The 26056-nt window shown below is 34.5% G+C and carries 30 protein-coding genes; 17 read left to right on the top strand and 13 right to left on the bottom strand.

Features of this window, described 5'->3' with window-relative positions; translation table 11 throughout:
- Positions 1–195: 195 nt before the first annotated feature.
- From SJPD1_RS07415 to SJPD1_RS07385, 7 genes are all read right to left on the bottom strand, one after another.
- Positions 196–885, bottom strand: coding sequence for a response regulator transcription factor (locus SJPD1_RS07415; RefSeq protein WP_025344657.1), 690 nt, complete (start codon positions 883–885; stop codon positions 196–198).
- Positions 866–2548 carry an ATP-binding protein gene (locus SJPD1_RS07410; protein ID WP_025344656.1) on the bottom strand — a complete coding sequence of 561 codons (1683 nt, stop codon included), beginning with the start codon at positions 2546–2548 and terminating at the stop codon, positions 866–868. Before SJPD1_RS07410 ends, SJPD1_RS07415 begins: the two co-directional genes overlap by 20 nt.
- A 38-nt stretch (positions 2549–2586) precedes the next feature.
- Positions 2587–3240 (bottom strand): hypothetical protein, encoded by a 654-nt coding sequence (locus tag SJPD1_RS07405; protein ID WP_025344655.1) that lies wholly within the window; start codon positions 3238–3240, stop codon positions 2587–2589.
- A 46-nt stretch (positions 3241–3286) separates the two neighbouring features.
- Positions 3287–3919, bottom strand: coding sequence for an HD-GYP domain-containing protein (locus tag SJPD1_RS07400; RefSeq protein ID WP_025344654.1), 633 nt, complete (start codon positions 3917–3919; stop codon positions 3287–3289).
- 2 nt (positions 3920–3921) lie between these two features.
- Positions 3922–5808, bottom strand: coding sequence for a methyl-accepting chemotaxis protein (locus tag SJPD1_RS07395; protein ID WP_025344653.1), 1887 nt, complete (start codon positions 5806–5808; stop codon positions 3922–3924).
- Between the two features lie 156 nt (positions 5809–5964).
- The gene (locus SJPD1_RS07390) at positions 5965–6807 is read right to left on the bottom strand and encodes an OprD family outer membrane porin (RefSeq protein WP_238098878.1); all 843 of its coding nucleotides are present in this window, start codon (positions 6805–6807) and stop codon (positions 5965–5967) included.
- 193 nt (positions 6808–7000) lie between these two features.
- Positions 7001–7222, bottom strand: coding sequence for a hypothetical protein (locus SJPD1_RS07385; protein WP_025344651.1), 222 nt, complete (start codon positions 7220–7222; stop codon positions 7001–7003).
- A 208-nt stretch (positions 7223–7430) separates the two neighbouring features.
- Here SJPD1_RS07385 and SJPD1_RS07380 point away from each other — a divergent pair, with 208 nt between their 5' ends.
- Positions 7431–7892 (top strand): transposase family protein, encoded by a 462-nt coding sequence (locus SJPD1_RS07380; protein ID WP_025343414.1) that lies wholly within the window; start codon positions 7431–7433, stop codon positions 7890–7892.
- Positions 7814–8278, top strand: a complete 465-nt coding sequence (locus tag SJPD1_RS07375) for a transposase family protein (protein ID WP_084613060.1) — start codon at positions 7814–7816, stop codon at positions 8276–8278. The genes SJPD1_RS07380 and SJPD1_RS07375 overlap by 79 nt, the downstream gene beginning before the upstream one ends.
- 710 nt (positions 8279–8988) lie before the next feature.
- On the opposite strand, the gene SJPD1_RS07370 is transcribed toward SJPD1_RS07375, so the two are convergent.
- Positions 8989–9546, bottom strand: a complete 558-nt coding sequence (locus SJPD1_RS07370) for a tyrosine-type recombinase/integrase (protein ID WP_168171342.1) — start codon at positions 9544–9546, stop codon at positions 8989–8991.
- A gap of 130 nt (positions 9547–9676) precedes the next feature.
- On the opposite strand from SJPD1_RS07370, the gene SJPD1_RS14525 reads away from it, so the two are divergent.
- The 3 genes from SJPD1_RS14525 (at position 9677) to SJPD1_RS07360 (ending at position 11470) form a co-directional block, all read left to right on the top strand.
- The gene (locus tag SJPD1_RS14525; RefSeq protein WP_167750597.1) at positions 9677–9847 is read left to right on the top strand and encodes a hypothetical protein; all 171 of its coding nucleotides are present in this window, start codon (positions 9677–9679) and stop codon (positions 9845–9847) included.
- A gap of 3 nt (positions 9848–9850) precedes the next feature.
- Positions 9851–10576: an arginyltransferase gene (locus tag SJPD1_RS07365; protein WP_096046648.1), complete on the top strand. Its 726-nt coding sequence runs from the start codon at positions 9851–9853 to the stop codon at positions 10574–10576.
- Between the two features lie 63 nt (positions 10577–10639).
- Positions 10640–11470, top strand: a complete 831-nt coding sequence (locus SJPD1_RS07360) for an adenylosuccinate lyase (RefSeq protein WP_096046647.1) — start codon at positions 10640–10642, stop codon at positions 11468–11470.
- Here SJPD1_RS07360 and SJPD1_RS07355 read toward each other — a convergent pair.
- The 5 genes from SJPD1_RS07355 to SJPD1_RS07335 are packed head-to-tail and all read right to left on the bottom strand — an operon-like array spanning position 11467 to position 15122.
- Positions 11467–12738 (bottom strand): RNA polymerase factor sigma-54, encoded by a 1272-nt coding sequence (locus SJPD1_RS07355; protein WP_096046646.1) that lies wholly within the window; start codon positions 12736–12738, stop codon positions 11467–11469. The genes SJPD1_RS07360 and SJPD1_RS07355 overlap by 4 nt on opposite strands.
- A gap of 18 nt (positions 12739–12756) precedes the next feature.
- Positions 12757–13479 (bottom strand): LPS export ABC transporter ATP-binding protein, encoded by a 723-nt coding sequence (gene lptB / locus SJPD1_RS07350; protein ID WP_096046645.1) that lies wholly within the window; start codon positions 13477–13479, stop codon positions 12757–12759.
- Positions 13466–13897 carry a tRNA (adenosine(37)-N6)-threonylcarbamoyltransferase complex ATPase subunit type 1 TsaE gene (tsaE, locus tag SJPD1_RS07345; protein WP_096046644.1) on the bottom strand — a complete coding sequence of 144 codons (432 nt, stop codon included), beginning with the start codon at positions 13895–13897 and terminating at the stop codon, positions 13466–13468. Before tsaE ends, lptB begins: the two co-directional genes overlap by 14 nt.
- Entirely contained in the window at positions 13894–14877 is a 984-nt protein-coding gene (gene trpD, locus SJPD1_RS07340) for an anthranilate phosphoribosyltransferase (RefSeq protein ID WP_096046643.1), read from the bottom strand. Before trpD ends, tsaE begins: the two co-directional genes overlap by 4 nt.
- Positions 14877–15122 carry an RNA-binding S4 domain-containing protein gene (locus SJPD1_RS07335; protein ID WP_096046642.1) on the bottom strand — a complete coding sequence of 82 codons (246 nt, stop codon included), beginning with the start codon at positions 15120–15122 and terminating at the stop codon, positions 14877–14879. Before SJPD1_RS07335 ends, trpD begins: the two co-directional genes overlap by 1 nt.
- 156 nt (positions 15123–15278) lie before the next feature.
- On the opposite strand from SJPD1_RS07335, the gene SJPD1_RS07330 reads away from it, so the two are divergent.
- The 12 genes from SJPD1_RS07330 to SJPD1_RS07275 are packed head-to-tail and all read left to right on the top strand — an operon-like array spanning position 15279 to position 26017.
- Positions 15279–16508, top strand: coding sequence for an argininosuccinate synthase (locus SJPD1_RS07330; RefSeq protein WP_096046641.1), 1230 nt, complete (start codon positions 15279–15281; stop codon positions 16506–16508).
- 45 nt (positions 16509–16553) lie between these two features.
- The gene (locus SJPD1_RS07325; RefSeq protein ID WP_226372172.1) at positions 16554–16937 is read left to right on the top strand and encodes a rhodanese-like domain-containing protein; all 384 of its coding nucleotides are present in this window, start codon (positions 16554–16556) and stop codon (positions 16935–16937) included.
- 13 nt (positions 16938–16950) lie between these two features.
- A complete protein-coding gene (gene rplI, locus SJPD1_RS07320; RefSeq protein ID WP_096046639.1) occupies positions 16951–17397 on the top strand; it encodes a 50S ribosomal protein L9 in 447 nt (148 codons plus the stop codon).
- 5 nt (positions 17398–17402) lie between these two features.
- Positions 17403–17948, top strand: coding sequence for an ATP-dependent protease subunit HslV (hslV, locus tag SJPD1_RS07315; RefSeq protein ID WP_096046638.1), 546 nt, complete (start codon positions 17403–17405; stop codon positions 17946–17948).
- Entirely contained in the window at positions 17945–19270 is a 1326-nt protein-coding gene (gene hslU, locus SJPD1_RS07310; protein WP_096046637.1) for an HslU--HslV peptidase ATPase subunit, read from the top strand. Before hslV ends, hslU begins: the two co-directional genes overlap by 4 nt.
- Before the next feature lie 17 nt (positions 19271–19287).
- A complete protein-coding gene (gene era, locus SJPD1_RS07305) occupies positions 19288–20178 on the top strand; it encodes a GTPase Era (protein ID WP_096046636.1) in 891 nt (296 codons plus the stop codon).
- A gap of 58 nt (positions 20179–20236) precedes the next feature.
- Positions 20237–21763, top strand: coding sequence for a hypothetical protein (locus SJPD1_RS07300; protein WP_096046635.1), 1527 nt, complete (start codon positions 20237–20239; stop codon positions 21761–21763).
- On the top strand, positions 21756–22403 hold the full coding sequence (locus SJPD1_RS07295) for a hypothetical protein (protein WP_096046634.1): 648 nt from the start codon (positions 21756–21758) through the stop codon (positions 22401–22403). The genes SJPD1_RS07300 and SJPD1_RS07295 overlap by 8 nt, the downstream gene beginning before the upstream one ends.
- Positions 22400–22828, top strand: a complete 429-nt coding sequence (locus SJPD1_RS07290; protein WP_096046633.1) for a hypothetical protein — start codon at positions 22400–22402, stop codon at positions 22826–22828. The genes SJPD1_RS07295 and SJPD1_RS07290 overlap by 4 nt, the downstream gene beginning before the upstream one ends.
- Positions 22797–24341 carry a pilus (MSHA type) biogenesis protein MshL gene (mshL, locus tag SJPD1_RS07285; protein ID WP_096046632.1) on the top strand — a complete coding sequence of 515 codons (1545 nt, stop codon included), beginning with the start codon at positions 22797–22799 and terminating at the stop codon, positions 24339–24341. Before SJPD1_RS07290 ends, mshL begins: the two co-directional genes overlap by 32 nt.
- Positions 24334–25143, top strand: a complete 810-nt coding sequence (locus tag SJPD1_RS07280; RefSeq protein ID WP_096046631.1) for an ATP-binding protein — start codon at positions 24334–24336, stop codon at positions 25141–25143. The genes mshL and SJPD1_RS07280 overlap by 8 nt, the downstream gene beginning before the upstream one ends.
- Complete coding sequence (locus SJPD1_RS07275; protein ID WP_096046630.1) at positions 25136–26017, top strand: CDC27 family protein; 882 nt, start codon at positions 25136–25138, stop codon at positions 26015–26017. Before SJPD1_RS07280 ends, SJPD1_RS07275 begins: the two co-directional genes overlap by 8 nt.
- Positions 26018–26056: the final 39 nt, after the last annotated feature.

Genomic DNA, 26056 nt, shown 5'->3' with positions numbered 1-26056 from the left:
CTGAAAATTAAAAAAAACTTAAAATTAAAGGAGGTGTTGAAGATAGAAAATGCTTACATGTAAACCATGTAATGAAGTAGTTTTACTTTATAAAATATCCTTGTACACAAACAAAAACACTATTCTGTCCTGTACATTTAATCATTTGCTTCAGAAATAAATTTTTTGATAGTTAATTTGACTCGCTAAAACTAATTACAATGTTTTAACTTTTAAAATATATCCTTCACTTGGGATGTTTTCAATATCAATAGAGTGAAGTTGTTTTTTAATTCTCAGGATAGCATTGTGTAAGATATTTTTATTAACAGATTCGCCATCGTAAATGTAATCTTCTATCATATTATAAGAAACCAAACGACCTATATTGTAAGACAATAACCAAAATATTTTATTGCTTGTATGTGAGAGAAAAACAGGTTGATTATCTATATATATAATCTCTTTTTGGTAATCAATATAAACACTTTCACTAAGAATTTTTGTCGTATATTTGATTCTTCCTAAACTCATTATAAGAGCTGTTTGTAACTCTTCTATATCTAAAGGCTTACGCAAAAAACTACACGCTCCCTCTTTCATACTCTCAATCAAGTTTTTATCATTATCATAAGAAGTCATAACGATAAACAATTGTTCGGATTTGAGTTTTAATATCTCTTTAATCATATCCAGTCCATTAATACCAGGCATATGAATATCCGTGATAATAACATCAATATGATGTTCTTTAAAACTTTGCAATCCACTTAGTCCATCTGCCGCTTCATAGCAAGCTTTGCAATAGGGCTTAATATCTTGTTTAATCGTCGTTCTTGCAATCTCATCATCTTCGACTATAAGTACACAGATATCATTAAGTAAATTAAGCGTTTGCAGATGCATCGTTTTGCTCCTTTGGAGATAAATAATTTTTAAAAGAAAATCTAAATATTGTTGGCATTGAAGATTGCACCAATACAAGATCACCTTTGAGTTTTTCTCTGGCTAATTTTCTTGCAAAATAAAGCCCAATACCACTGCCTAAAGTTTTTTTAGAACTTTTAATATTGTCAAAAAGTTTTTCTTCAATCGCTTTACTAATTCCCTCTCCCCAATCTGCAATATCAACGTTGACTAATTCACCATCAAGAGAAACATGGATTTGTATTTTATTATCTATTCTGTCATTCGTCATCAGTAATGCTTCTTTTGCATTTTGAAGCAGAACCAGTAATACTTGTTGAATGAAGTTATCTACAGAAGTAATGTTTAACATGTCACATCTATCACAGTCAATCTCAACACTGATATTGTGACGAGAAAAATCAATATAAAGAACTTGTAAAACCCCGTCTATACACTGTTTTAAGCAAAAAGTAGTGGCATTTCCATCAAACCTATAAAAGTTTCGAAACATCCCAATAGTCGTAGACATAAGCGCAATAGCTTTTTGAGACATGATAAGGTTCTCTTCTAAAACTTCAGAAGTCAGTGTTTTATTTTTTGATTTGGAAAGCATTGAAGAGGATAAAAGACTTAAAGAATTCAAAGGTTGATGCAATTGATGATTAATCCCAGAGATGAGTTCACCTATCTCACTGATGCGAGAACGATGTGCTAAAATAAACTCATATTCATCTCGTTTCAGCTCAATTTCGCGTCTCCAATATTCATGTAAAATATTAATGATAACAATAAATATAGCACCTAGAATAAAAAAGATTACACTAATCAAGATCAACTTCTTTGTTTGCACCGTCAAATTTGCAAAAGCAGTTTCTTTTTTTAACGTGAGTACCACTTTCCATCCTGTAGATTCAATCGTATCAAAAAAAGCCAAATAAACTTTCCCCTTTACAAGGTATTCAATATATCCTGACTTTAGTGCAAATATTTTTTCTTCCATCCAGCCAAGTTCTGGATTAAATTCAGAAATTTTCTTACCGATAAAATTAGGATTTGGATCAACAAGAAGTCTTCGGTCTACATCGATAAGTGCTGCAAAACCTCCATCCAAGTTACTCGAAGAAACTTTTTCTTCCACATCTTTAATCTCAACAACCAACGTTGCCACACTATCTCCATTAAAAGGAGCAATCGCCGCAACCATATTATCAATTTTATTAATAGGGCTTTTAAAAACTTTACTGATTGTAGGATTAAAACCATTAGCCAACATCGTTTGATAAGGCATATTGGCTTCTTCCTCTTGTGGAGTAAGTGCCCAGTCAGGTTCTGTATGAATGAGGGTTTGACCTTTGTAGTAAACCATAGAAGCATCAATATTGGCAGATTGATTGACGAGGTAGAGATAGTTTCGTACATTAGCAGGTGATCTATCTTGAAGATTCTGTGCACGCCGAGCCAAAGCAAGAGCTGTTCGCTGCTTATCTCCCAACCATTCTTCAATATCTCGTGTTAAATCAGCAGATTTACCTTTAAGTTTATCATAGATTTCTGTACTGGTTGTTTCATACATCATAGAATAGTTGATACTAAGAAATGCCGTAAATCCTAAGAGCATACCTCCCATAATAGAAAGGATAATCTTTTTTTCCAACTTCATTTAGCTTTCCTTTCTCATGAATTATAAAAACTTTCAACTTATTCTATAAAATTGGGCTTTGTTTTTGTCATTGCATTAATCCATGCTACTAAAGCATTTAGATCTTTTTCAAGTTCTTCAAGAGTTCTTTCATAGTTTCTCCAAGAAAGCCACAAGCCCTCTACTAACTTACGAATATTCTCAGGGTATAAAATCCCTTCTTTTTCGAACATTAATTCAATACTTTCTTCCTCGTTCCATACAGTCTCACCGCTATCCATTAGTTTACATGTAAACATTAGAGAACTCTCATCAGAGACACAAAGTTGCTCTTCTTCAAAGAGAAATTTGATTGTAATTTCATTTTGTGATTTGGGGCTAAAAAAGACTTGTTTAAGAGCAATTTTATCAATATCATTAAAAATAGCATAGCACAAGGTATCTTCTGTATCATCATAACTTTCAATAACTTTTGCACTATCATTAAGCTCTTTAATGTTTTGATAGATTGTTTCTGTGTTAAACGTATAGGCAACCGCTTCATCTTCTGTTGCAAAAAAAATATCATTTACATAGGGTTTAAATCCATAGTGTACACCAAAGGCATTGGCAGCAGCTACACTTTCATTTTTTTCGGGATGAGCATATTCTAGATTTTCTTTGATCTCTTCTTTTAATTCTTTGATGGTAATTGTTCTTATTTCATCTAACATAGTCTTCCTTTATTCATCAAACTTTATTATATGTCATTATTAAACTTTAACATATTTTTTTATTGAATGCGTTGTTGTTAATAAATGCACTGAGGACTTTCACGGAAATTGAAACAAGTTCCGGATCAAACTGCGTTCCACTGCAACGATCCAACTCATTAAGAGCTTCATCAAATGTGCATTTATTTTTATAATTTCGCATAGATGTCATAGCATCAAAAGCATCAACTATCGCAATGATTCTGGAAAAAAATGGTATCTTTTTATTTGTAAGACCATCTGGATAGCCTGTTCCATCCCATCTTTCATGATGATGTTTAACGATTTGAGCATGCTCTTGAAATAAATTGATATTTTGAAGCATTTGAGCTCCAAAAGTAGAATGTTTTTTAACACTCTCATATTCTTCTTTCGTCAAATAATCATTTTTTTGCAAAATTTTAGGATCAATAAGAATTTTTCCTATGTCATGCATAAAAGCAGATTGGTATAAAAGAATTGTATCCTTTAACCCTAAGTTAAGAGCATTACCAATTGAACAACAATAACGAGCCACTTGCTCTGAATGGCCTGATGTATAGATATCTTTTAGTTCTATGGTGTGAATTAGCATATTCATCACATCTTGCTTAAAATCAACAATACAGTCTTGACACAAAAATGAAGACATATCTGACATGCTTAAACTTTAAACTTTTTAAGTTCATTATCGAGTTTATTAGTCATCGAAGAGAGGTGATCACTAGCACTTGCTACCTCTTCAATACTTCTAGCATTAGCACTTGCAATAGTATCTACTTCTTGTATTTTTTTAATCATAGTATCGACTGATTCATTGACGTGTACAAAGTCTTGAACACTTTGACGATTGTTCGCAATTGTAGATTCAAGTATTTTTGCATTATCACCTACAATAGTTTTGAGCTCTGAGGATAACTCTGCAAGTTTAAATATCTCTTTAGAGTTAAAATCCATCTCTCCACTTGCATCAGCAATTGATTGAACAACAACATTAATGGTGGTATTAATTTCACTCAAACTTTTTTGAGTGCGTTCTGCTAATTTTCTAACTTCATCAGCGACCACAGCAAAACCTCGTCCGTGCTCTCCAGCTCGTGCAGCTTCAATGGCGGCATTAAGTGCAAGCAAGTTGGTTTGATCCGCAATATCAGCGATAACGGTTAGGACATATTTTATTTCTTCTGTATTCTCAGAAGTAACTTGAAGTTTTTTTGCTAATTCTATTTCTTTTTTCGAACCCACTTGTAGTATTGAATTGACTGTATCCATCTCTTTTTGAATAGTTTTAAAATTTACATTTGCCAAATCTAATTGTTCACTGTTATGTTTGATAATACTCACAGCGTTTTGTACTTCTTGCAAAACATTGCGCCCCTCTGTAACGGAAGCGGAAACGATTAAACTCTCTTCTTCTGAGCGTTTCCCTACCGATAAAGAGGTGGTAGAAAGTTCATGCGCAATCGATGCATTTTCACTGCTACTTTCTTTTGAGTTGGTAAGTAAAATTTGAATCTTTTCAATAAAAAGGTTTACTGAAGTAGCAATATCCGCTAACTCATCCTTGCTTTGCACTTTCAAACGCTGAGTGAGATCCCCTTCTCCTGATGACAAATCTTTCACCATCGTCTGCAATGCGTGCAGTGGTTTAAACTGCCATTTTAAAAGAGCATAAATTCCAATCAAACCTAACAAGAAAAAGCCAAAACTAATAAAGAGTAATTTTTGAGTTTGCGCATTTAGATTAGAAAAAGCAATTTCTTTGTCTACGGTCACGACAACTTTCCAGCCGGTAGCTTCAACGGTATCAAATACTGCTATCCATTCTTTCCCCGCCATTTTATAGTCAGCTAAACCTGATTTTTTAGAAAAAATTTCCTCTTCCAGCCACTTTAATTCAGGAGCATTTTCAGAAAGTGACTTCCCTTGCATCTTTACATTTGGATCAACAATAATTTTGTGATCAGCCCCTATCAACGCAGCATAACCACCTTCAAACTTACTCTCACGTACTTTTTCATTAATATCTTTAATCTCAACAACCAAGGTCACTTCACTGTCACCATTAAAAGGAGAGACAATAACCAACAAATCAGTCACTTTATCGATAGGACTTTTAATAATAGGACTGATCGCTTGTTCTTTAAATTTTTTGGAGAGCATCATTTGATATGGCATATTGGCTTCTTCTTGCTCAGGAGAAGGTGCCCAGTTAGGATCGGTATGACGAAGTGGCATACCTTTATAGTAAACCATAGAAGCATCTATCTTCGCAGATTTATTGACAAGATTCAAATAGCTTCGTAAATTTTCAGGGGATCTATCTTCAATCTTTTGCGCAACATCTGCTAACGCACTTGCGATTTGTTGCTTTGATTCAAACCAATTTTGTATGTTTTGAGTCAACCCAAATGACTTATCTTTAAGCTTTTCATAAATTTCTGAACTTGTCGTTTCTTTCATCATCGAATGGTTAATGACTAAAAAAACAACAAATCCAGTGACCAATCCTAACACAATAGAAAGTGTAATCTTCTGTTGCAATTTCATATCTGTAATCCTTGAGCATGTATTTTTAGTTACATGTAAAGCCATACATTTAAAGCTTTACATGTAAATAAAAAATGGGCGTTGCATACTTACATGCAAAACCCATTTTATTACAAGGAGATCTATACTTGTTTCGTTAGAAAAAATATATTGCTATTAAAATTCGTAACCAACTCTAAAACGGATTTCATCTCTGCTATATGCATCATTACTATTATTTGCAATTTCATAAAAGCCCATACAGTAGAGACCTTTGAGTGAACCGCTGAAGTTGTGTATAGCATAGAAACCTGTTTGATCAATCTTTCCAATACCAACCTGTGATGATGCTGCACCTTTTTCATCTAAATCAATATTGACATAACGCACGCCAAGAACGGTTGCGATTTGAGGAACAAATGCATGTACATCAACAGCATACTGAGTTGACGCTTCAAATTGTCCAGCATCTGTAAGTGTTGAAGTATACAGTCTTGGGCGATCATCTGTCATACCAACGCCCCAAGCGCCACGTCCATCATTAATCTTAGCATACGCTACATAAGCCCCAACAGGTCCAACATTAAGACCAAGTTTGGCTGAGTAAACCGTTGAATCTGCCCAAGCCACACTTCTTTCATCTAATTCTGTATTCCAGAACTGAAGACCTGTGACTAACGTTACGCTATCATTAATCTTTGGCATATAATCAGCTTGTGCTAAAAAAAGAGAATGAGATTTATCTTCCTCACCATAAGCCAATGTCAATGTTGTATCTGGAAGTGATTTATTGATCGCACCCACCACATAAGCATAGTCGCCACCTTCAGCACCAGGAATAACATTATACAAAAGGCCAAACTTGCCAAAATTTGCAAAATCATTATTAACCCCATTATCCTTCATCCAAGACATTCTCCATGCATACGCTGCATAAAGTGTTGTATCAGGAATGTCATTGCTAACAATTGTAACACCTTCAATTGCTTGTTTTATTACGTCATGATTATCGCTGCTCATAAGTGGCTTATCAAAGTACTGACGACCAACTTTAACGACTGTTTTATTCATAGTGTAAGAAAGGTATGCTTCAGATAAAATAGCACCTGATGCACCTAAATCCCATGGTAACATATGGTCCAGCTTCGTATCAGTATCAGCCCATGGAGTACTTTGTCCTTGAAAACCTAATCCTACTCTAAATCCTTTTAATTCAGCCGTCCTCATAGCTTAGTCTTAGACCAAAAGCCATTAACGAAGAATCTGTTGCTCCAGGACCACCATGTGCAGCAGCATCATAATCACGACCAAAATAAAATGCTCTAATTTCCCCGTTAACCTTACCATTTTTAAATGCATCTTCCAGTGTATCCGCGCCATACACAACTGAACTCATAGCGATCAATGTCGCCAAACTTAACTTTGCTAATTTCATATAAACTCCTCCTAAAAATAGTTTTGTTTCAACTAGTATAAAAACATATTCTAATTAAAATCTCATTTGAATCTTAAATTAACCTTTACTTTGATATATATCTGAAAGTAATAGGGCTAGCACCTTGATTTTTGTATTTATTTGCTAATAAATATTAGACATCTTGCAAAACTCAAATAAAAGGCACTAAAAATGCTTGGCAAGAGGCATGAAAAAATATGAACAAATGCAAAAGCATAAACCCAAAGATTTTAAGCGCCATATTGGCGTTAATGAAGAGACATTTAACGCAATGATAGAGGTGTTTAGGCAATACGATGAGAATCGTAAAAAAGGATTAGGTGTAGGAGGGAGGAGATCTCTTTCACCAGAAAATAAAGTACTTTTGATGCTTGGCTATTATCGTGAGTATCGCACCCTTGAACATATTGGATTTGATTATGGTGTGAGTGAATCAACGGCTTCAAGGATTGTATGTGAAGTAGAAGAAGTGTTGATTAAGTCTGGTAGATTTTCATTGCCAAGCAAGAGAGAACTCTATAAAAGTGATGTTGCCCTCTCTTTTGTTGTCATTGATGCGACAGAAACGCCTTGTCAAAGACCCAAAAAAAGCAAAGAGAGTACTACTCAGGTAAGCAAAAGCGTCATACCCTTAAAGGACAGATTGTGATTGATAAAGAGGAGAGGATTATGTGTGTGCATACCGCTAAAGGTACGACACATGATTTTAGACTGTTTCAAGAATCTAATCTCCCCTTGATGCCCAAGACCTGTGTTTATGTTGATTTGGGATATCTGGGTATTGCCAAAGAACATAGCCATTGTCAAATTCCCCATAAAGCCTCCAAACTTCATCCTTTGAGTGAGGAGCAAAAAGAGGAAAACAGACAAAAAGCAAGTGCTAGAATATGTGTTGAACATGTGAATGCTAAAATCAAAACATTTCAGATACTCACCCAAAAATACAGAAACAGAAGAAAACGATTCAATCTACGCTTTAATTTGATATGTGGATTAATCAACTTTGACCGTGGTTTTGCTGTGGAATACAAATGAGTTTTGCAAGATGTCTATTTATTAACGCTAACATGAAGACCTATGATAATTGTAACTACCACAGATCCATAAAAAAAGTTACTTGTTCGTTTTTTAACAATTGGTAACATACAGCAAAACAAAAAGACGTCACCAATACTCTTAATCAATAGTAAAACACTAAAATTAAAGAGAGCAAACTACAAACAGTAAGTCAACAAAACAATAACTAACCGAACTTATATAATCCTCCTTCTAACTATTTTTCATCATTATTAATCTAAATTTATATATTTTCATGGTAAATATACATTTAAGTTGTAGGGAAATTGTAGATAAGTTTTAAATACTTCAATTTTTTTTATTAATTAAAATATTTTATAGTTAAATGAGTATTGGTTCAGAAAAAGTATTTAATTTGGGGTTATAAAACGAATCGCAGATTATATTGTTTTAACTGAATGAAGTGATTTTTGTATTTTACTATTAAAATAATATAACAATTATGTTCCCATCCTAAAAACTAGATCACGCATAAGCTGATAGTTGAAACACTTTAAAATAACAGTACTTTTGACAGTACTTGTCCACATTAAAATAATTAAAGACTGATATTACTGTAGTTGAAGCATATATTTTAGTCCGGCCTCAGTACCACCCTAAATCCCTAAAATACGATATTCCCAACCTACAATATACACGGTGTCAGTACGAGTGTCAGTAAATGTCAGTTACGCAATAATTTTACTTACATCTACCGTAATAGTTCCCGTATAATGATTTCGATTAACTTCATCCGTTTCATGACCCATTTGATGAAGAATCCAATCAAGAGGTAAACCACATTGCTTAAGCATTGTGTTATGCGTTCGCCTCATCTTTTGTAATCCACCACCACTTTCAATCCCTAGCTTTTTACACAACTCTTGAATAGATTGCGTAATACTTGTTTCACTAAAATAGGGTTTACCTTCTCTTGAATGAAACACAAAGGTCGAAAGACCTGTTAGCTGTCTTTGTACAAGAAGCGCTTGCTTCGCTTGCGGTAACAGATCAATCAAACGGATTTTATCGCCTTTTGGCAGATCAACAGTACCTTTTCGGACTCTCATATAGACATCAATCTTGTTTTTGTCAAAGTCTATATTGTCCCACTTAAGGCCTATTATCTCCCCTGCTCTCAGTCCGCTGTAAAAAACAAACTGAATCAGGTTATGAAGTTGCCCACTTGAATGTTCAATAAGCAATTTGCGCTTTTCTTCACTAAAGACATCAACGATACGTCTCAATGTAATAACTAGCGATCTCTGTGCTTCGCTTGTCAATCAATTAAACATTGTTAAGATGTATTGCAACTTCTTCACACGAAATTTTGCTATAATCTAACCTTGTTTATTTTTACATGTAAAGGCATATGCAATGCAAGGAATTTTATTTGATGATCTTAAATTACTCAAAGAGAAAATAAGTCAAGAAGAAAAAAATGTTCAAGAAAAACTTATTATAGAACAAAAGCAAGAAAAAGAAAAAAAACTTCATGACCAATTTGAAAAGTTTATGCAAAACTCTGGAGTTAGAAAACTAGACTAATCAATGAGATCATTTTCACGCATTATTGAATTTTCAACATTAGAAACGAAATGTTCATACCTTGATGACTGTAAAACACGTATGGAATATAAGTACATTGAAAATGCAACAATGGAGCTCAATCAAGAACTGATTGAACGCGGTTGGAGACGTTTTGGAAACTACTACTCAAGACCACAATGTCAAAAGTGTAAATTATGTTTAAGCCTTCGTATTGATGTTAAAAATTACAATTTTTCACGTTCGGCTAAGCGTGTTTTCAAAAAAGCAGAAGGTATTCGTTATGTCATTCAAGCACCAACAATTAGCACGGAACATCTTGAACTTTATGACAAATATCATCGGCATATGGAACAAAAACGAGGCTGGCAATACTACAACCTGAAGCCACAAAGTTACCACGAACTCTATGTAAGTGGCGCACATAATTTTGGCAAAGAGGTGCTTTATTTTCAGGGTGAAAAGCTTATTGGTGTTGATCTCATTGACTTCTTAGATGATGGTATCTCTTCAATCTATTTTTACTACGATCCCGATTTTGAAAAACTCTCTTTAGGCCGACTTTCCATCTACGAGCAGATTATTTTGGCAAAAGAGTATGATCTTGAATGGATCTATCTTGGTTATTACGTCAAAGAGTGTCAAAGCCTTAAATATAAAGCATCCTATGCCCCTTATCAGACGCTTCAAGGCAATCCAAATTTAGATGAAGATGCCATTTGGATATAACGTTTTAAAACTTGGAATTCTTTTTGCTTCAAGGTAAATAACTTGATACAAAAGGATGGATAGATGCACCTTTCTCTCTCTCATGATATGCTAGCTCTTACGATAGAAGAAGATTCAAAAACCTTTTATTTTTTACAAAATATTGCCGATAAAAACTTTCAAAAGAAGATTGGACGCAAAGATAAGATGATTATTTTTAAAGAGCAAGATGAGTTAGTGCAACGCCGTTACTTTTTAAAATTGATCAGTAAAATTTATCTACGAAAAACGGGTAATGTGGAACAAGCACGTATCATCGAAAATACAATCGATAAAAGTATCAAGATTTCGCTTCTAAAATCCAATCAAGTCCTTCAAAAAATGAACATTCAACTCTGCATTGAAGACAATTATGCAGTTGTCTTTTATATGGGTTCACATAACACGCTTTTTGCGTCCTACCTGAAAAGCTATTTTAAAGACCATTTAGTCAGAATTCGCCCCAAGAATGGCACCATTACGCTCTATCCAAACTCAGAGATTACGGTATGTCTTTTAGAGAAACTCTTGGCACAAAAGGAGCTTTTTGGGTGTTTTGTAGAGTTTTCTTATTCTATGGACGATTTTTTAGCCTATAAAAAGAGTTTTGTATCCAAACGTGCTAAACGAAGCCGACATAATGCCCTCTTCTCTTTACTTGAAGAGTATTTTGGTGTTCTTGGATGTAAGATGGAAGACTCCTTTGATATGATTCGTAGCAATTATCTTACACTGGTTAAAAAATATCATCCGGATAGTTGTGGGCTTTACGATGGCGATTTACATGTAAAGTATGTTGCGAAGTTTCAAGAGGTTCAAAATGCCTATGAAATGCTTAAAATGCACTTCAGACATGCCGATGCAAAAAGTGCTTAAAATTGAAGAGTGTAGAGTTTTTTACGCTCGGATGAGCTTGCGATATTAAACTGTTGTCGGTATTTGGTAATGGTTCTTCGCACCATTTTGATGTTAAATTTTCCTTCTATCAGTTCTAAAAGTTTAATATCACTCAGAGGTTTTATTTTACTCTCATTTTTAACAAGTTCAATCATATATTCTTTAATAGCGCTATTGGAAATATCTTCTTCCAATGCCGTTGCGAAAAACTGTTTTAAAGGAATCACACCACGGCTACAGGAAAGGTATTTTCCCGCAATGGCACGTGAAATAGTCGAAGGATTTCGCCCTAGATCATCGGCTAAGTCTTTAAGTTTCATCGGTTTTATCGCTTTGCCAAAGAAAAAATCATACTGATATTCTACGATCATCAATCCGATTTTATAAAGCGTTGCTTTACGCATCTCAAGAGCATCAATAAGATCTTTAGCATCTTTAATTTTTTGAGAAACAAAACTATGATCAACATCCAGCCCTTCCGTATCAAGTATCACTTCAGGATAATAAGCATCATTGAGTCTCACTTCAATCGCACCTTCAAGATTATAGATAAAAATATCAGGGATAACCTCTTTCTCATCTTCCATAAAATCGATTGCGGGTGGATTGTGAAACCGCTTAATAATAGCGAGGGCATCATGAAACAGGGGTTCTTTGCCGAACGATTCGATAGTATCAAAGTTGATAATCAGCATTTCAACCATGTCATAGAGTTCATTCTCTAAAGAAAGGTCTTGGAGTTGAAATAAAAAGGTCTCTTTTAAATCAAGTGCCCCAATGCCCAAAGGCTCAAGGTAGGCAAAGCGTTGTCTTATCTTTTCCACGTCTTCGATTTTAACATCCAACTTTTTTGCAATCTCACTCAATGCTTGAACTTCAAAATATCCTTCTGAATTAATATTTTCAATAATTTCATACGCAATTCGTTGTGATTTTTCAGTAGGGAAAAGGGGTGGATTTACCTGCTCATTAAGGACTTGATAGAGCGATTTTTTATCTAAAGTCAGTGCTTCAATGGTATCAGAAACCGATGTTTTTGCAACTTCGGAGAAAAAGCTTTTCTTTTCAAAACGTTTATCGGGTGTTTCTGAACCTGATTTAACACTGATGAAAGGATTTTCTTGCACAAAGGGTTCCAGTGTTTCCACCAAACTATCTAAATTGGCTTGAAGTATAGGAAGCCAACCTCTAAGAGTTGAGGAGAACTTTTGTTTGGTTGTTTGTGTGCTAGAAACCCTAAGTTTCAAAACCAATCTCCTTGTGGGTTAAAACCTGAAATCTTCACCAAGATAATAGGTCTTCACCAGTTTGTTTTGAGCAACTTCTTCACTGCTACCGCTCGCCAAAAGAGCTCCATCTTTAAGTACATAAGCCCTATCACAAATGGCGAGGGTCTCGCGTACATTATGGTCCGTAATCAAAACACCAATATCCAATTTTGCAAGCTCTTGTACAATACCTTGAATGTCTGACACAGCGATAGGATCGACACCTGCAAAAGGTTCATCAAGAAGAAGAAATTTGGGTTTTAAGACCAAGGAACGTGCAATTTCACAACGACGTCTTTCACCACCGCTCAGACTGACGCCATTACGTTTACGAATCGGTTCAATATTGAGCAAATTTAAAAGCTCTTCCACGCGCTTCATTGCATTTTCTTTATTGGGATAAACAATTTCAGCAGCAAGCATAATGTTTTCTTCCACACTCAAATCTTTAAAAATACTTGATTCTTGAGGAAGGTAACCAATACCGAGTTTTGCTCTTACATGTAAAGGTATTTGAGTGACATCTTGATTATCTAAAAAAACAACACCAGAGCTTGGAGGAATAAGACCACAAATCATATAAAACATTGTTGTTTTACCTGCACCATTGGGTCCTAAAAGACCTACAACTTCACCACTTTGAACATCAAGGGAAACTCCTTTAATAATTTCCGTTTTTTTAATCACTTTTTGTAATTCTTGAACTTTAAGCGTATGCATTAATGTGAACCTTATAATTGCGTTTTAAATCCATTGTCTCAATATCTATTGTACTATACTCAACACCAAAATGGTGTAGTAATTTTTCAAATTCAGCATCACCCCATTCAATGAGATGGTAACCTTCAGCATCTAATTTTTCGATCAATCCACTTTGTAAAAAACCATTGCTTCCGCATTGGTAAATATCGTAGTGAAATAGTTTTTCATCATACTCATGTAAAATCGAAAAGGTTGGCGATGAGATCGCTTCTTCTATACCTAATATTTTAGCAAACGCTTTAACAAAAGCGGTCTTTCCACTAGCGAGATTCCCTCGTAATAAGAGTACGCCTGAATCTCCAAGTTTACTTTTTATCTCGTCGGCAAAAGCAGTTAAGTGTGCTAAATCGCACACTTTTTCATAACATTGACTCATAGAAGATAAGAGAGCTTAATAATTTCGCCCAGTTTATCCCATGCTTTTTTGCTTTCAATGGCTTCGTTCATGAGCGCTATGCCTTCTTGCATATCTCTGGCTTTTCCATCGATCATCAAAGCGCATGCCCCATTTAAAAGGACAACATCGAGTTTTGCACCCTTTTCATCGCCTCGTAAAATGGCACGCGTAATTTCAGCATTTTGAATGCTATCACCACCTTTAATTGCCTCAAGTGGAGCAAAGGTAAAACCAAACGCTTCTGGATTGATTTCACCTTCTGTGATGATTTTGTTTTCAATCATCGTGTAACGTGTTGGTGCCGTAATACTCACTTCATCCAAACCATCCAGAGAACTTACCACCATGCTCTTTGTTGTACCTAGCTCCCTTAATGCTTGACTAAAACGATCAATGTAATCCACATGGAACACTCCCACCATCTGTTTTTGAGCACTTGCAGGATTGGCAAGGGGCCCTAACATATTGAAAATGGTTCGATGTGAGAGACTTCTACGAATGGGCATAATATGCTTCATGCATGGATGGTGATTCATCGCAAACATAAAGACAAAACCACACTCTTCGAGCATTTTAATCTGTTTTTCGGGTGCTAAACTAAGGTTGAGTCCTAAGGCTTTAAGGACATCGGCACTGCCAGAAAGTGAAGTGGCAGAACCACTGCCGTGTTTGGCAACTTTACAACCAAGAGCGGCTAAAACAATGGACGTTGTTGTGGAGATGTTAAACGTACCACTTTTATCGCCACCCGTTCCAACAATATCGATGAGTTCTCTTTTCAAATGCTCTGGAATGTCCAGTTTAACACTGTGCTCGCGCATAACATTTGCAGCTGCGGCGATCTCCTCAAAACTCTCACCTCGCTCGTAAAGCTCCACTAAAAATTGTGCTGCTGCTTCTGGGCTCAGCTCATTTTCAAAAAGCGCATTAAACTGTTGATAGGCCTCTTGGTAATTCATCACACTTCCCTTACGTATTCGTTTTGTTTCGTTTTTGGAATGGTTTTGGCTTCAGGAATTTGCAAAACCTCGTATTTGACTGTTTTTTCAAGATAATTAATCGTAATAATATCACCGACTTTGACATCTTTTGCAGGCTTGACAACCACACCGTTGATGCAGACAACGCCATTTTTGCACATATCTTCCGATATTGCGCGACGTTTCGTAATATTGACACTGTTTAAAAATTTATCGACTCGCATACCCCATCCTTAGGATTTAATCCCCATTCTATCAAAAGAATATTTAAACTTGCTTTTTTATCTTTACATGTAAAGTCTCCCCTAAAGCATAAGCAAAGTTTTTACAAAGTTGCGCTACCATCACGCAATTCTATAAATTCTGTGAGGATTCGTATTATGAAAAAAAGTGTCAAAAAAGTAGTTTTAGCCTATTCAGGTGGACTGGATACCAGTATTATTTTAAAATGGCTCCAAGATGAGTATAAATGTGAAGTTGTCACTTTTACAGCCGACATCGGTCAAGGCGAAGAGTTAGAGCCAGCGCGTAAGAAAGCTATCTCTTTGGGCATTAAACCAGAAAATATTTTTATTGAAGATTTAAAAGAGGAGTTTGTAAAAGATTATGTATTCCCTATGTTTAGAGCGAATGCCATTTACGAGGGCGAATACCTTTTAGGCACCTCTATTGCGAGACCTTTAATTGCTAAACGTCAAGCAGAGATTGCTGCGATGGTGGGAGCTGATGGTGTCAGTCATGGTGCTACGGGTAAAGGAAATGATCAAGTCCGTTTTGAGATGGGATATTTGAGTATGAACTCAGACCTTGTTATTATTGCACCGTGGAGAGAATGGGATTTGAACTCTCGTGAAAAACTCCTTGCCTATGCAGAGAAAAACGGCATCGTGATTGAGAAAAAACCAGGTAAATCTCCCTACTCTATGGATGCGAACCTTCTTCACATTTCTTATGAGGGACTTGTATTGGAAAATCCAGCGGCAGAGCCAGAAGAAGATATGTGGCGCTGGACAGTAAGCCCTGAAAAAGCACCTGATCAATCTGAAGTCATTGAAATTACCTATGAAAAAGGTGATCCAGTCGCACTCAATGGTGTTAAACTCAGTCCCGCAACGATGCTGGCAAAACTGAATGAACTGGGTTGCAAACACGGCATTGGTCGTATTGACATCGTTGAAAACCGTTTTGTCGGTATGAAAAGTAGAGGGTGTTACGAAACACCGGGTGGTACAATTATGCTTCGTGCACACCGTGCCATTGAAAGCATTACACTAGATCGTGAAGCGGCTCACTTTAAAGATGAGATTATGCCAACGTATGCCAAAACCATTTACAACGGATTTTGGTTTTCACCAGAGCGAGAGATGATGCAAGCAGCGATTGATAAATCGCAAGAGACCGTCAATGGCACGGTTAAACTTAAACTCTACAAAGGAAATGTTTCAGTCATCGGTAGAGATTCTAAAACCAATAATCTCTTCAGTGAAGCATTCTGCACCTTTGAAGAGGATGAAGTGTATAACCAAAAAGACGCTGCAGGCTTTATTAAGCTAAACGCGCTACGCTTTATCATTAGTGGTAAAAACAGAAGAAATCAAGGCAAAGCTTAAACCAAAGTGGATAAGCCAAACAATGATGAATGGAGTGAAGAAGCCATGATAAATTTAGTTAAAACAGTAACGAGAAGCTGTGAAGTCAGTGGTGAAGAGTTACATGTAATGCTGAATTTAAGAGCACAAAAAAAACTTGATTTTGTGCTGGTCGATATTCGAGAGATGTATGAGTTCTCATTGTCTTGTATCAAAGGTACAGACATGCTATTACCGACTTCAACCATTCATCAACACATGGATGAACTTAAAAAACTTGCGAGTAAGCTTTTGATTTTTTACTGCCATACCGGTGGGCGCACAGCACAAATGATATTTATTTTACGAAGAATGGGCTTTTCAAATATTGCCCATCTCAGTGGCGGCATTGATGCCTTTCACGGTGAAAAACTGAAAAATGCCCCATTTCCCAAAAATATTCGATCATGATAAAAGGAAAAAAATGAAAGTATTATTGATTAAAGATGTCAAAGATTTAGGTAAAAAAGGCGAAATCAAAGAGGTAAAAGACGGTTATGGCCAAAACTTCCTCATTGGTAAAGGGTTTGCGCTTTTAGCGACCAACGAAGTCATGCGAAAATATGAATCAGATCAACGTAAAAAAGCAGCGGCAGAAGCTGAAGAAATTGCAAATCTTAAATCCATTGAAAAAAAACTTAGTGAACTTAAACTTACGGTTAAACGTAAATTGGGTGCAAACGGAAGTCTTTTTGGCGCCGTTACCAAAGATGAAATTGCGCACGAACTTAAAGAGCAGTATAAAATTGAAATTGATAAAAAAACTGTTGAACTTGAGCAAGCGATCAAAACAACGGGCAATTTTAATGTGAGTATTAAGTTAGGGCACGGTATTCACGCTACCTTAACACTTATTATTCTTGGAGAATAAATTCTATGTTTGAAGCAACTACTATCCTTGCGTGTCGCGGTGATAAGAAAGCAGTTATTGGCGGTGATGGGCAGGTCACTTTTGGCAATACCGTGCTTAAAAACAATGCCACAAAAATTCGTAAACTCTATAGTGGCAAAATCCTAGCAGGATTTGCAGGAAGCACAGCGGATGCGTTTAACCTTTTTGATATGTTCGAAGGTATTTTGGAACAAAAAAAAGGTGATTTGTACAAATCAGTGATTGAGTTTTCAAAAGAGTGGCGTAAAGATAAAATGTTGCGTCGTTTAGAAGCGATGATGATTGTTTTAGATTGTGAGCATATTTTTATTTTAAGTGGTAACGGAGATGTGGTTGAACCAGAAGATGGTAAAATTGCAGCGATTGGCAGTGGTGGAAACTACGCCATATCAGCTGCACGTGCACTGGATCGCCATACCAATCTTGATGAAGAAACGATCGTGAAAGAAAGTTTGAAAATTGCCAGTGAACTTTGTATTTATACTAATGACAACATCAAAACATATGTTTTAGAGAGTAAAGAAGCATGAATTTAACACCCAAACAAACCGTTGCTTACTTAGATGAGTATATCATCGGACAATTTAATGCAAAAAAATCTATTGCTATTGCCCTTCGAAATCGATATCGTAGATTGAAGCTTGAAGGTGAAATGGCAGAAGAAGTAATGCCAAAAAATATTTTAATGATTGGCTCAACAGGTGTAGGAAAAACAGAAATAGCACGTCGTATGGCAAAAATGCTCTCGCTTCCTTTTGTCAAAGTAGAAGCCAGCAAATACACCGAAGTAGGTTTTGTGGGACGTGATGTTGAGTCAATGGTACGTGATCTTATGATGGCGTCCATTAACCTTGTCAAAGCAGAGCACAAAGAGAAAAATCAAGATGATATTGCTTTACATGTAGAAAAAGCTATCATTGAAAAACTGCTTCCACCACTTCCAAAAGGCGTAAGTGAAGAAAAAAAAGCTGACTATGAAAAAAGTTATGAAAAGATGCGACAAAGACTTCGTGATGGCGAACTCGATGATCTGAAAATTGAAGTGGAGATTTCTCAAAACAATAATGATTTAGGGGATTCATCCTTACCACCTGAAATGATTAAAGTGCAAGAGTCTTTTATTAAAATCTTGGGTGCGGGTCAGGGTAATATTAAAAAAGAGATGAAAGTCAAAGATGCCAAAGAGGCACTTAAAATTGAAGCAAGCGAAAAACTTCTGGACATGGAAGCTGTCAAAAGTGAAGCCAGAGAGCGTGCTCAAAATGGTGGTATTATTTTTATTGATGAGATTGATAAAATCGCGGTAAGCTCTTCACAATCTCACCGAAGCGATCCAAGCAAAGAGGGTGTTCAACGCGATCTTTTGCCTATTGTTGAAGGCAGTGATGTCAATACCAAATACGGTAGCATTAAAACCGACCATATTCTCTTTATTTCAGCAGGTGCTTTTCATTTGAGTAAACCCAGTGATCTCATTCCTGAGCTTCAAGGACGTTTTCCACTGCGCGTTGAGCTCAGTTCATTGACAGAAGAAGTTCTCTACCAAATTTTAACACAACCCAAAAACTCGCTTTTGCGCCAATACCAAGCCCTTCTAAAAACTGAAGGTGTTGACCTTGTTTTTGATGATGATGCTATTGCTTCCATTGCAAAAATTGCACAAATTACCAATGAAAAAACAGAAGATATTGGAGCAAGAAGATTGCATACCATTATAGAAAAAGTATTAGAAGATATCAGTTATACAGCCGATGAGCACGAAGGTGAGACATTACATGTAACCAAAGAACTTGTCCATGCAAAACTTGATGCCATCGTAGAAAGCGAAGATAGTAGTCGCTATATTTTATAAATAACCAAAGAAGAGAAATGAGCGAAAAAACAAAAGCAGGGTACGTTGCCGTTATTGGCAGACCTAATGCAGGGAAAAGTTCCCTATTAAACTGGCTTGTAGGTGAAAAACTGGCGATGGTTTCACACAAAGCCAATGCAACACGAAAACGTTTAAACATCATTGCAATGCATGAAAATACACAAATTATTTTTATTGACACGCCAGGTATTCATGAACAAGAACGTTTGTTAAACCAATTTATGCTTGAAGAAGCAATGAAAGCGATGGGTGATTGTGATCTTATTCTCTTTTTAGCTCCAGCAAGCGATGCGCTTCAGCACTATGTAGATTTTTTATCCCTCAATAAAAACAATATTCCACACATGGTTCTCCTTACAAAAACAGACAGTGTTTCTCAAACAGCACTTTTTGATAAGATTACAGAATATCAAGCCTATCAAGATAAATTTGTAGCACTCATTCCTGTTTCAGTTAAAAAAGGAATCTCACAATCCTATCTTTTAGAAGCAATCTCTAAATACATGCCAGAACATCCTTATCTTTATGACCCTGAAATTCTTACAACAGAGCGTTCACGTGATATTTATAAAGAGTTGATTCGAGAGGCTATTTTTGAAAATACGAGTGATGAAATCCCCTATTTTGCGGATGTAATCATTGATAAGGTAGATGAAAAAGAGACAATCGATAATATTTATGCTACTATTATTGTTGATAAAAAAAGTCAAAAAGGTATTGTGATTGGCAAAGAAGGTCAAACGATTAAAAGAATCGGTTCTAGCGCTCGTTTGCTCATTGAATCCTTGTCACAAAAACGTGTCTTTCTGAAACTTGTTGTTGTCGTGAAGCAGGGTTGGAGTCAAGATAAAGAAATGTTGAAGAAAATTGGTTATATAGTAGAATAAAGTTACTGTAATATCATCGTTATCTAGAGATATAATTATTTAAAAAGGGGTTTTTAAAATGGCCGTAACTGAGGATAGACGTTTTAGCTCAGAAATTGTATCAATAGACCCTTTATCACTTGTCTCTTATACCTATTCAAAAAATGAAATCAAACTTAACAAACTAGAAAAAAGTGATAAGAATGCGTTTTATACCTCATATCTTCAAACACGTGATGTTATTAGTGCTACTATTGATGTAAGTCGGAATATTCCTGATAGCGATCTTAAAGATGCTATTGAAATAAAAGTATATGATGAATTAGCCCTTGATTCTGCCATCGAATACTCTATAAGTTATATTGAAACAGAATCAAAAGATTCTAAAAATCGCTCTTTTAATGTTTTTATTATTGATGCAACACTTATTTATACAAAACTGACACCCATTAAAGAGAAAACACGTTATATTGATTATGTAACCTCTGCACCTTTTCTCATTAAAGCTTTATATCGCAAAAATTTTATTGAAGCAGATGGAACACACTGTTTTGTTTATTTCCAAAAGACAGATGCTTTTTTAGCAATTTACAAAAATGGGGAATATGTTTATTCTAAATCACTTCATTATTCATTAAAAGAGATTAATGAAAAATTTTGTGAACTGATCGGCGAGCGTATTGATGAAGAAGATTTCTATAAACTTCTTACTAATGAGGGATTAAGAGCTACCAATAGCCAATATCAACAAAGCTTAATGCAGCTTTTTGGTGAGATATTCCTTTATATTAATGATGTATTAGTTTTTACAAAACGTTCTTACAATATAGATTTTATTGATAAAATCTATTTAGGATCAGAGATTGGTACTTTTTCGGGTATTGAAGAATATGGGAAAAGCTATCTCGGATTAGAGTCATATGAATTTAATTTTAGTATAGCGATTAATTCCAAAGAGTGGTATATTGATCAAATTCATATTTTGATGATGCTTAGTGCACAACTTTATATTGAAAATCCAGATGATAATCTTAATTTTTCCATTTATAAAAGACCCCCTCCTCTTAAATACAGAGCTTCAGGAAAATTTCTTGGCATTATGGCAGCAAGTGTTATTATTAGTCTCGCATATCCTGCTTATCAATTTGCATACCATACTTTTTTAAGTTTGATAATTGTAAAACAGACAAGTGAGTATAATGAGTTATACAAACAGACATCTGATATCAGGCAACAACTATCTCTTTTAAAAACTGAGAAAGAAAAAGTTGATGGTTTGGTTAAGAATGAAACAACGAAGTTTGAATTTAGAAAAAAGCTTTTAAGTGAAATTTATAATAAAAAAATATCATATCCTATGAAAGCACTAATGCTACTAGAAATATTTCAGCTTTCAAATCAAAATGGTTGTAAAGTCGAGGCAATTGAGTTCAAAAACCAGCAACTTGATTTTTTTGTTCGAAATAAAAATGAAAAAAAGATTACAGAATTTATTAAAGATTTAACAGCTCTAAAAAAATATAAAGTCAATACGGAAAAGATTATACAGGATGACAAGATTAAACTCTATACCAGTAAAATCTCTATAGGATTGAGCAATGAATAGTATTGATTCACTTTTAGATAAAATTGATCTTTTTTTTAAAGATAAAAAAAATAACGAAATTTACTTAATTTTTGCGATGGCCTTTGTCGTCATTGGATTTATTTTCTACAGCTATCTTTATCCTGTAACAGAAAAAATATTGAATCAGTCAATGCGAAGTGCAAAAGACATTGAAAAGAAGCTTCATGATGAACAAGCTTACTTGACTTCTGTATCGAGAGATGGAGATGCAACTTTTTTAATTAAAAAAGTTAAGTCAGATATTGAAAATTCTAAACTCCTTTTAGAAAAAACAATTTATATGAATGATTACGTAGATAATAAACTCAAAGATCTCTCCTATCTGTTATTCAATGATGAAAATTGGGCAAAATTTCTTAATACAATTAGCCAATTGGCACAAAAATATTCTGTTCGTATTAAAGTTATTGAAAATAAAATCAACGAGCCAAGTATTCAAAAAATAGAGCAAATTTTAACTCTAAAAGTTTCTTTTAATGGTTCTTTCGCCAATACAATGAAGTATATGAATGCTATCGAAGAAAGTGAATTGGTTGTTGATATTTATGAGCTCAACTGTACAGGTCAAAAAGATATTGAGGGTCAATTCAATATTGCTGTTTGGGGGATGAAATATTGAAAACTTTAATGAAGCCTATTTTAGGATTATTGCTTATGTTTACTGTTATAGAAGCACAAGATAAATTGCCTGCGAGCAGTGAAGTCAAAGAGTATGATAAAATTTTTGAAAAAATTGCGGAAAGAAGATCAGGTGCTGATTCGATTATGATTGATAAGCTCGAAAATCCTTTTATTATTCTTTCTTCAGAACAAAATGAGAGTGAAAACAATGCAACCGCACAAGCATCTACTTATGTTTTAGAAGCTACTTTTGATCAAAAAGCAAAAATAAATGGTAATTGGTACAAAAAAAATGATCTTATAGGATCTTATATGCTAATAAAAATTACACGCAATAGTGTTATTCTTCAGAATGAAATTGAAAAAAAAGAACTTGTAATAAGGACAAAAGATGATAGCAATATTAAAATATTTTCCAAGTAAAATTATTGCATTGGTTGCAGTTTTCACGATTGCTCTTTTGCCTTTACATGCAGCAGAAAAAAATAATCGTTCATCATGTGAGTATCGTACATTTAACATTAAAACAAATAACAAAGCAACAGGGTTAGAACTTTTAGGCGAGCTTGCAGAAGTTTGTGATTTTAGTATTGTTGTCAAAGATACTGAAGCAGAAAAGGTGCTTGCTAAAAATCTTAATGGGGTTAATATCAAAAATCTCTCTTTGGATGAAGTTTTTCAAATAATTATTCAAGATAATGATCTTTTTTATACTTATGATAAGAACTATTTAAAGATTTCAGCTTTATCAACAAAATCTTTTAAAGTAGATTACATTTCATCAATTCGAGAAGGTAAAGCGGTTATCAATGCTTCAGTCGATGCTACACCGACTGAAACAAGTACCAGTGGCACAAAAAATACAGCAACACAAGGTCAAAATACAATTTCTTCAAATGAATCTTTTGATTTTTGGAAAACTATTGCAACAGAACTTACCTCCGTTTTAAATACGGGAGGTGAAACGTATAAAGCACAATCACCTATTATCAATATCAATGCAGGTATGATTACTGTTACAGCTACAAAAAGGCAATTAGACCGTGTCAGTGAATATATAGATGTACTTAAAGAGAGACTTCATAGGCAAGTGTTAATTGATGTTTCAATTGTCTCAGTATTATTAAATAATAGTAATACATCAGGTGTTGATTGGAGTAAATTTTCTTTAAATATTGGTAGTAACTCTATTTTTAACAACAGCAATCAAGGAACATTATCTGCTAGCAATCCAAATACTTTATATAATTCAGCCAGTACTGGTACTGCAAATGCATCAAGCAATCTCAATAATTTAACAGTTGTCAATGACGTATCTTTTTCTATTGCAGGACTGATTGATTTTCTAGGTTCAAGTGGTGAAACAAAAGTTGTATCTAGTCCAAAAGTCTTAACAATGAATAATCAACAAGCACTCATTACTATTGGTGATAATGTTAATTACCGTGTTCCTGAAACAACCAATGCAGCTAGCACAACTGGAACCGCTACATTGGCAACAACCTATACTAATTATTCTATTTTTATTGGTGTTCTTTTGAATATTACTCCTGAAATTTCTGAAGACAATGAAATTATTCTTAGGATAAATCCATCTGTTAGTACGTTTAAATACACAGCAGATGATGTTAAAACGACTGACCCTAGAGTTATTGCACCAGATACTTCTGAGAAAAAACTCTCAACAGTTGTAAAAGTTAAAGATGGCTCAACGATTATTTTAGGTGGTCTTATAACAAATAATAAATCTAAACAAGATACGAGTGTACCGCTACTCAGTAGTATTCCTCTGCTGGGAGAAGCCTTTAAACATTCGGCTGATACATTGTCTAGCAATGAACTTGTTTTTGTAATCACACCACGTATTATCGGAGCAAAAGGCACAGATAAAGCAACACTTAAAGATCTTGGGTACAGTCAAAAGATAAATGAATAGCCATTACAGTGATCTTAAAACTATCTTTGTTGATGGTGAAGTTTTTGATTATGTCAATCTTGATAAGTCTGCAACAACGTATGATAAGTTGGTACAGACTTTAGATAAACCTCTAAAGTTAATCCTTTTTTATGGCAAGCCAGGAACGGGTAAAACTTTTTTACTCCAAAAAATTTTTAATGATTTAAGAACAAAAAAACGGATTATTTTTTTTCCAAGACCTTTTTTTGAAGAAAAAGTTTTTATTGATGCATTGTTTGAGCATATTTTTGCAAAGAAATCTCCTGGATTTTCAAATTACAATGAATTTTTAGCACTCTTAAGCAAGCATATTACATCTACAGATCAATCTATTACCGTATTAATTGATGAAGCACAGCTTTATCCAACAGATTTGATTGAAAAAATTCGTCTGATGGCAGATTCGCGTTTATTTAAATTTTTATTTACGGTTCATAAAACAGAAAAAGAAGATGTTTTAGCTAAAGACTATTTTCAGACACGTATTTGGGAAACAATTGAAATTGACAATGCTTCAAAGAATGAAATTAAAACATATATTGAAAAAAAACTCCTCTTCCATAATCGCTTTGAATATCTCAACCTTTTTAGAGATAAGCACTATAAACTTATTTTAAAAGTTACGGATGGAAATTTGAGAACTATTAATAAACTAATGTACAAACTTTTTGAAATTTTGGAATATTACGATATGCATCAACCCTCCCTTATCAAAACAAATGCTTTACATGTAAAATATATTGAAATGGCAGGTATAAGTCTAGGAATGATCCATGCTTAGTGCTGTAGAAATTATGGAGCTCGAAAAAAGAGTCTTCAAATATAGACTTAAACAAAGAATACATTACATCATTATTAGTGTCATTATTTTACTAATAGGGGCTATTGCCATTTACTCTTATCCTACGATTATTCATGGGACAGATACCAATACGTCATTATCTGATGTTCAAACAACAGCAGAAACAATAAAACCTCTTGATACTAACAGTACTAGTATTCAAGAACAGCCCTTAAATGTTCCTGATGTGAATATTGGTGTGAAGAAATATACTCCACCTATTGTGATGAATGAACAAGAAAATCAAACACTTTTTCTCCAACTTCCAACTATTAATAGAAATAAAGCAGAAAAAAAGTCCTCTTATATACCAGAAACTCCTGAGAAAAAAACAAATTTTGGTATTCAAGAAGAAGAACTTGACAATAAAGTTTTAATGCGTAAAATGCCAACTATTGATGATGAAAATTTTTATCGCAATAAAGAGGACAAAGTTGACACAGCTCTTTTGCCCCCTCCTCTACTAGATGAACCAAAACCAAAGGGTCTTATAAAAATTGAGACGCATGAGGTAAATTCTGTACAATATCTTAAAGATAAATTTGAGAAAACACACAACATTACTTTTGCATTAATGCTCGCAGAAGAATATTATGCAATGAAAAACTATACTGAATGTAATAAATGGGCTCTTATGGCTAACAATGTAGATCCAGATAGTGAAAAAAGTTGGATCTGGTTTGCTAAATCTAAAGTTAAACTTGGTCATAAAGAAGATGCAGTCCTTGCACTTCAAGCCTACTTAAAAAGTAATAAATCCAAAGCAGCCCAAAGCCTACTAAATCAAATTAGTGTAGGTGAAGTCATTGACTAAATGAATTTGTTTTCTTCTTTTAATAAATGGTACAATAGA

This window comes from Sulfurospirillum diekertiae, from assembly GCF_002309535.1.
GTDB classification, from domain to species: Bacteria; Campylobacterota; Campylobacteria; order Campylobacterales; family Sulfurospirillaceae; genus Sulfurospirillum; species Sulfurospirillum diekertiae.
Note: the sequence above shows the minus strand (reverse complement) of the source record. Positions and strands in the feature narration are given on the sequence as shown.

What these genes read in the sequence shown, in the direction of transcription:
- SJPD1_RS07415 (WP_025344657.1), bottom strand. Translation starts at nt 885, where the DNA reads ATGCATCTGCAAACGCTTAATTTACTTAATGATATCTGTGTACTTATA.
- mshL (WP_096046632.1), top strand. Translation starts at nt 22,797, where the DNA reads ATGATAGCAATATTAAAATATTTTCCAAGTAAAATTATTGCATTGGTT.
- lptB (WP_096046645.1), bottom strand. Translation starts at nt 13,479, where the DNA reads ATGCATACGCTTAAAGTTCAAGAATTACAAAAAGTGATTAAAAAAACG.
- SJPD1_RS07360 (WP_096046647.1), top strand. Translation starts at nt 10,640, where the DNA reads ATGCACCTTTCTCTCTCTCATGATATGCTAGCTCTTACGATAGAAGAA.
- hslV (WP_096046638.1), top strand. Translation starts at nt 17,403, where the DNA reads ATGTTTGAAGCAACTACTATCCTTGCGTGTCGCGGTGATAAGAAAGCA.
- trpD (WP_096046643.1), bottom strand. Translation starts at nt 14,877, where the DNA reads ATGAATTACCAAGAGGCCTATCAACAGTTTAATGCGCTTTTTGAAAAT.
- SJPD1_RS07395 (WP_025344653.1), bottom strand. Translation starts at nt 5,808, where the DNA reads ATGAAATTGCAACAGAAGATTACACTTTCTATTGTGTTAGGATTGGTC.
- SJPD1_RS07405 (WP_025344655.1), bottom strand. Translation starts at nt 3,240, where the DNA reads ATGTTAGATGAAATAAGAACAATTACCATCAAAGAATTAAAAGAAGAG.
- SJPD1_RS07330 (WP_096046641.1), top strand. Translation starts at nt 15,279, where the DNA reads ATGAAAAAAAGTGTCAAAAAAGTAGTTTTAGCCTATTCAGGTGGACTG.
- SJPD1_RS07295 (WP_096046634.1), top strand. Translation starts at nt 21,756, where the DNA reads ATGAATAGTATTGATTCACTTTTAGATAAAATTGATCTTTTTTTTAAA.
- SJPD1_RS07390 (WP_238098878.1), bottom strand. Translation starts at nt 6,807, where the DNA reads ATGAGCAGCGATAATCATGACGTAATAAAACAAGCAATTGAAGGTGTT.
- rplI (WP_096046639.1), top strand. Translation starts at nt 16,951, where the DNA reads ATGAAAGTATTATTGATTAAAGATGTCAAAGATTTAGGTAAAAAAGGC.
- era (WP_096046636.1), top strand. Translation starts at nt 19,288, where the DNA reads ATGAGCGAAAAAACAAAAGCAGGGTACGTTGCCGTTATTGGCAGACCT.
- SJPD1_RS07400 (WP_025344654.1), bottom strand. Translation starts at nt 3,919, where the DNA reads ATGTCAGATATGTCTTCATTTTTGTGTCAAGACTGTATTGTTGATTTT.
- SJPD1_RS07335 (WP_096046642.1), bottom strand. Translation starts at nt 15,122, where the DNA reads ATGCGAGTCGATAAATTTTTAAACAGTGTCAATATTACGAAACGTCGC.
- SJPD1_RS07275 (WP_096046630.1), top strand. Translation starts at nt 25,136, where the DNA reads ATGCTTAGTGCTGTAGAAATTATGGAGCTCGAAAAAAGAGTCTTCAAA.
- SJPD1_RS07280 (WP_096046631.1), top strand. Translation starts at nt 24,334, where the DNA reads ATGAATAGCCATTACAGTGATCTTAAAACTATCTTTGTTGATGGTGAA.
- SJPD1_RS07325 (WP_226372172.1), top strand. Translation starts at nt 16,554, where the DNA reads ATGATAAATTTAGTTAAAACAGTAACGAGAAGCTGTGAAGTCAGTGGT.
- tsaE (WP_096046644.1), bottom strand. Translation starts at nt 13,897, where the DNA reads ATGAGTCAATGTTATGAAAAAGTGTGCGATTTAGCACACTTAACTGCT.
- SJPD1_RS07365 (WP_096046648.1), top strand. Translation starts at nt 9,851, where the DNA reads ATGAGATCATTTTCACGCATTATTGAATTTTCAACATTAGAAACGAAA.
- SJPD1_RS14525 (WP_167750597.1), top strand. Translation starts at nt 9,677, where the DNA reads ATGCAAGGAATTTTATTTGATGATCTTAAATTACTCAAAGAGAAAATA.
- hslU (WP_096046637.1), top strand. Translation starts at nt 17,945, where the DNA reads ATGAATTTAACACCCAAACAAACCGTTGCTTACTTAGATGAGTATATC.
- SJPD1_RS07410 (WP_025344656.1), bottom strand. Translation starts at nt 2,548, where the DNA reads ATGAAGTTGGAAAAAAAGATTATCCTTTCTATTATGGGAGGTATGCTC.
- SJPD1_RS07380 (WP_025343414.1), top strand. Translation starts at nt 7,431, where the DNA reads ATGAAAAAATATGAACAAATGCAAAAGCATAAACCCAAAGATTTTAAG.
- SJPD1_RS07385 (WP_025344651.1), bottom strand. Translation starts at nt 7,222, where the DNA reads ATGAAATTAGCAAAGTTAAGTTTGGCGACATTGATCGCTATGAGTTCA.
- SJPD1_RS07300 (WP_096046635.1), top strand. Translation starts at nt 20,237, where the DNA reads ATGGCCGTAACTGAGGATAGACGTTTTAGCTCAGAAATTGTATCAATA.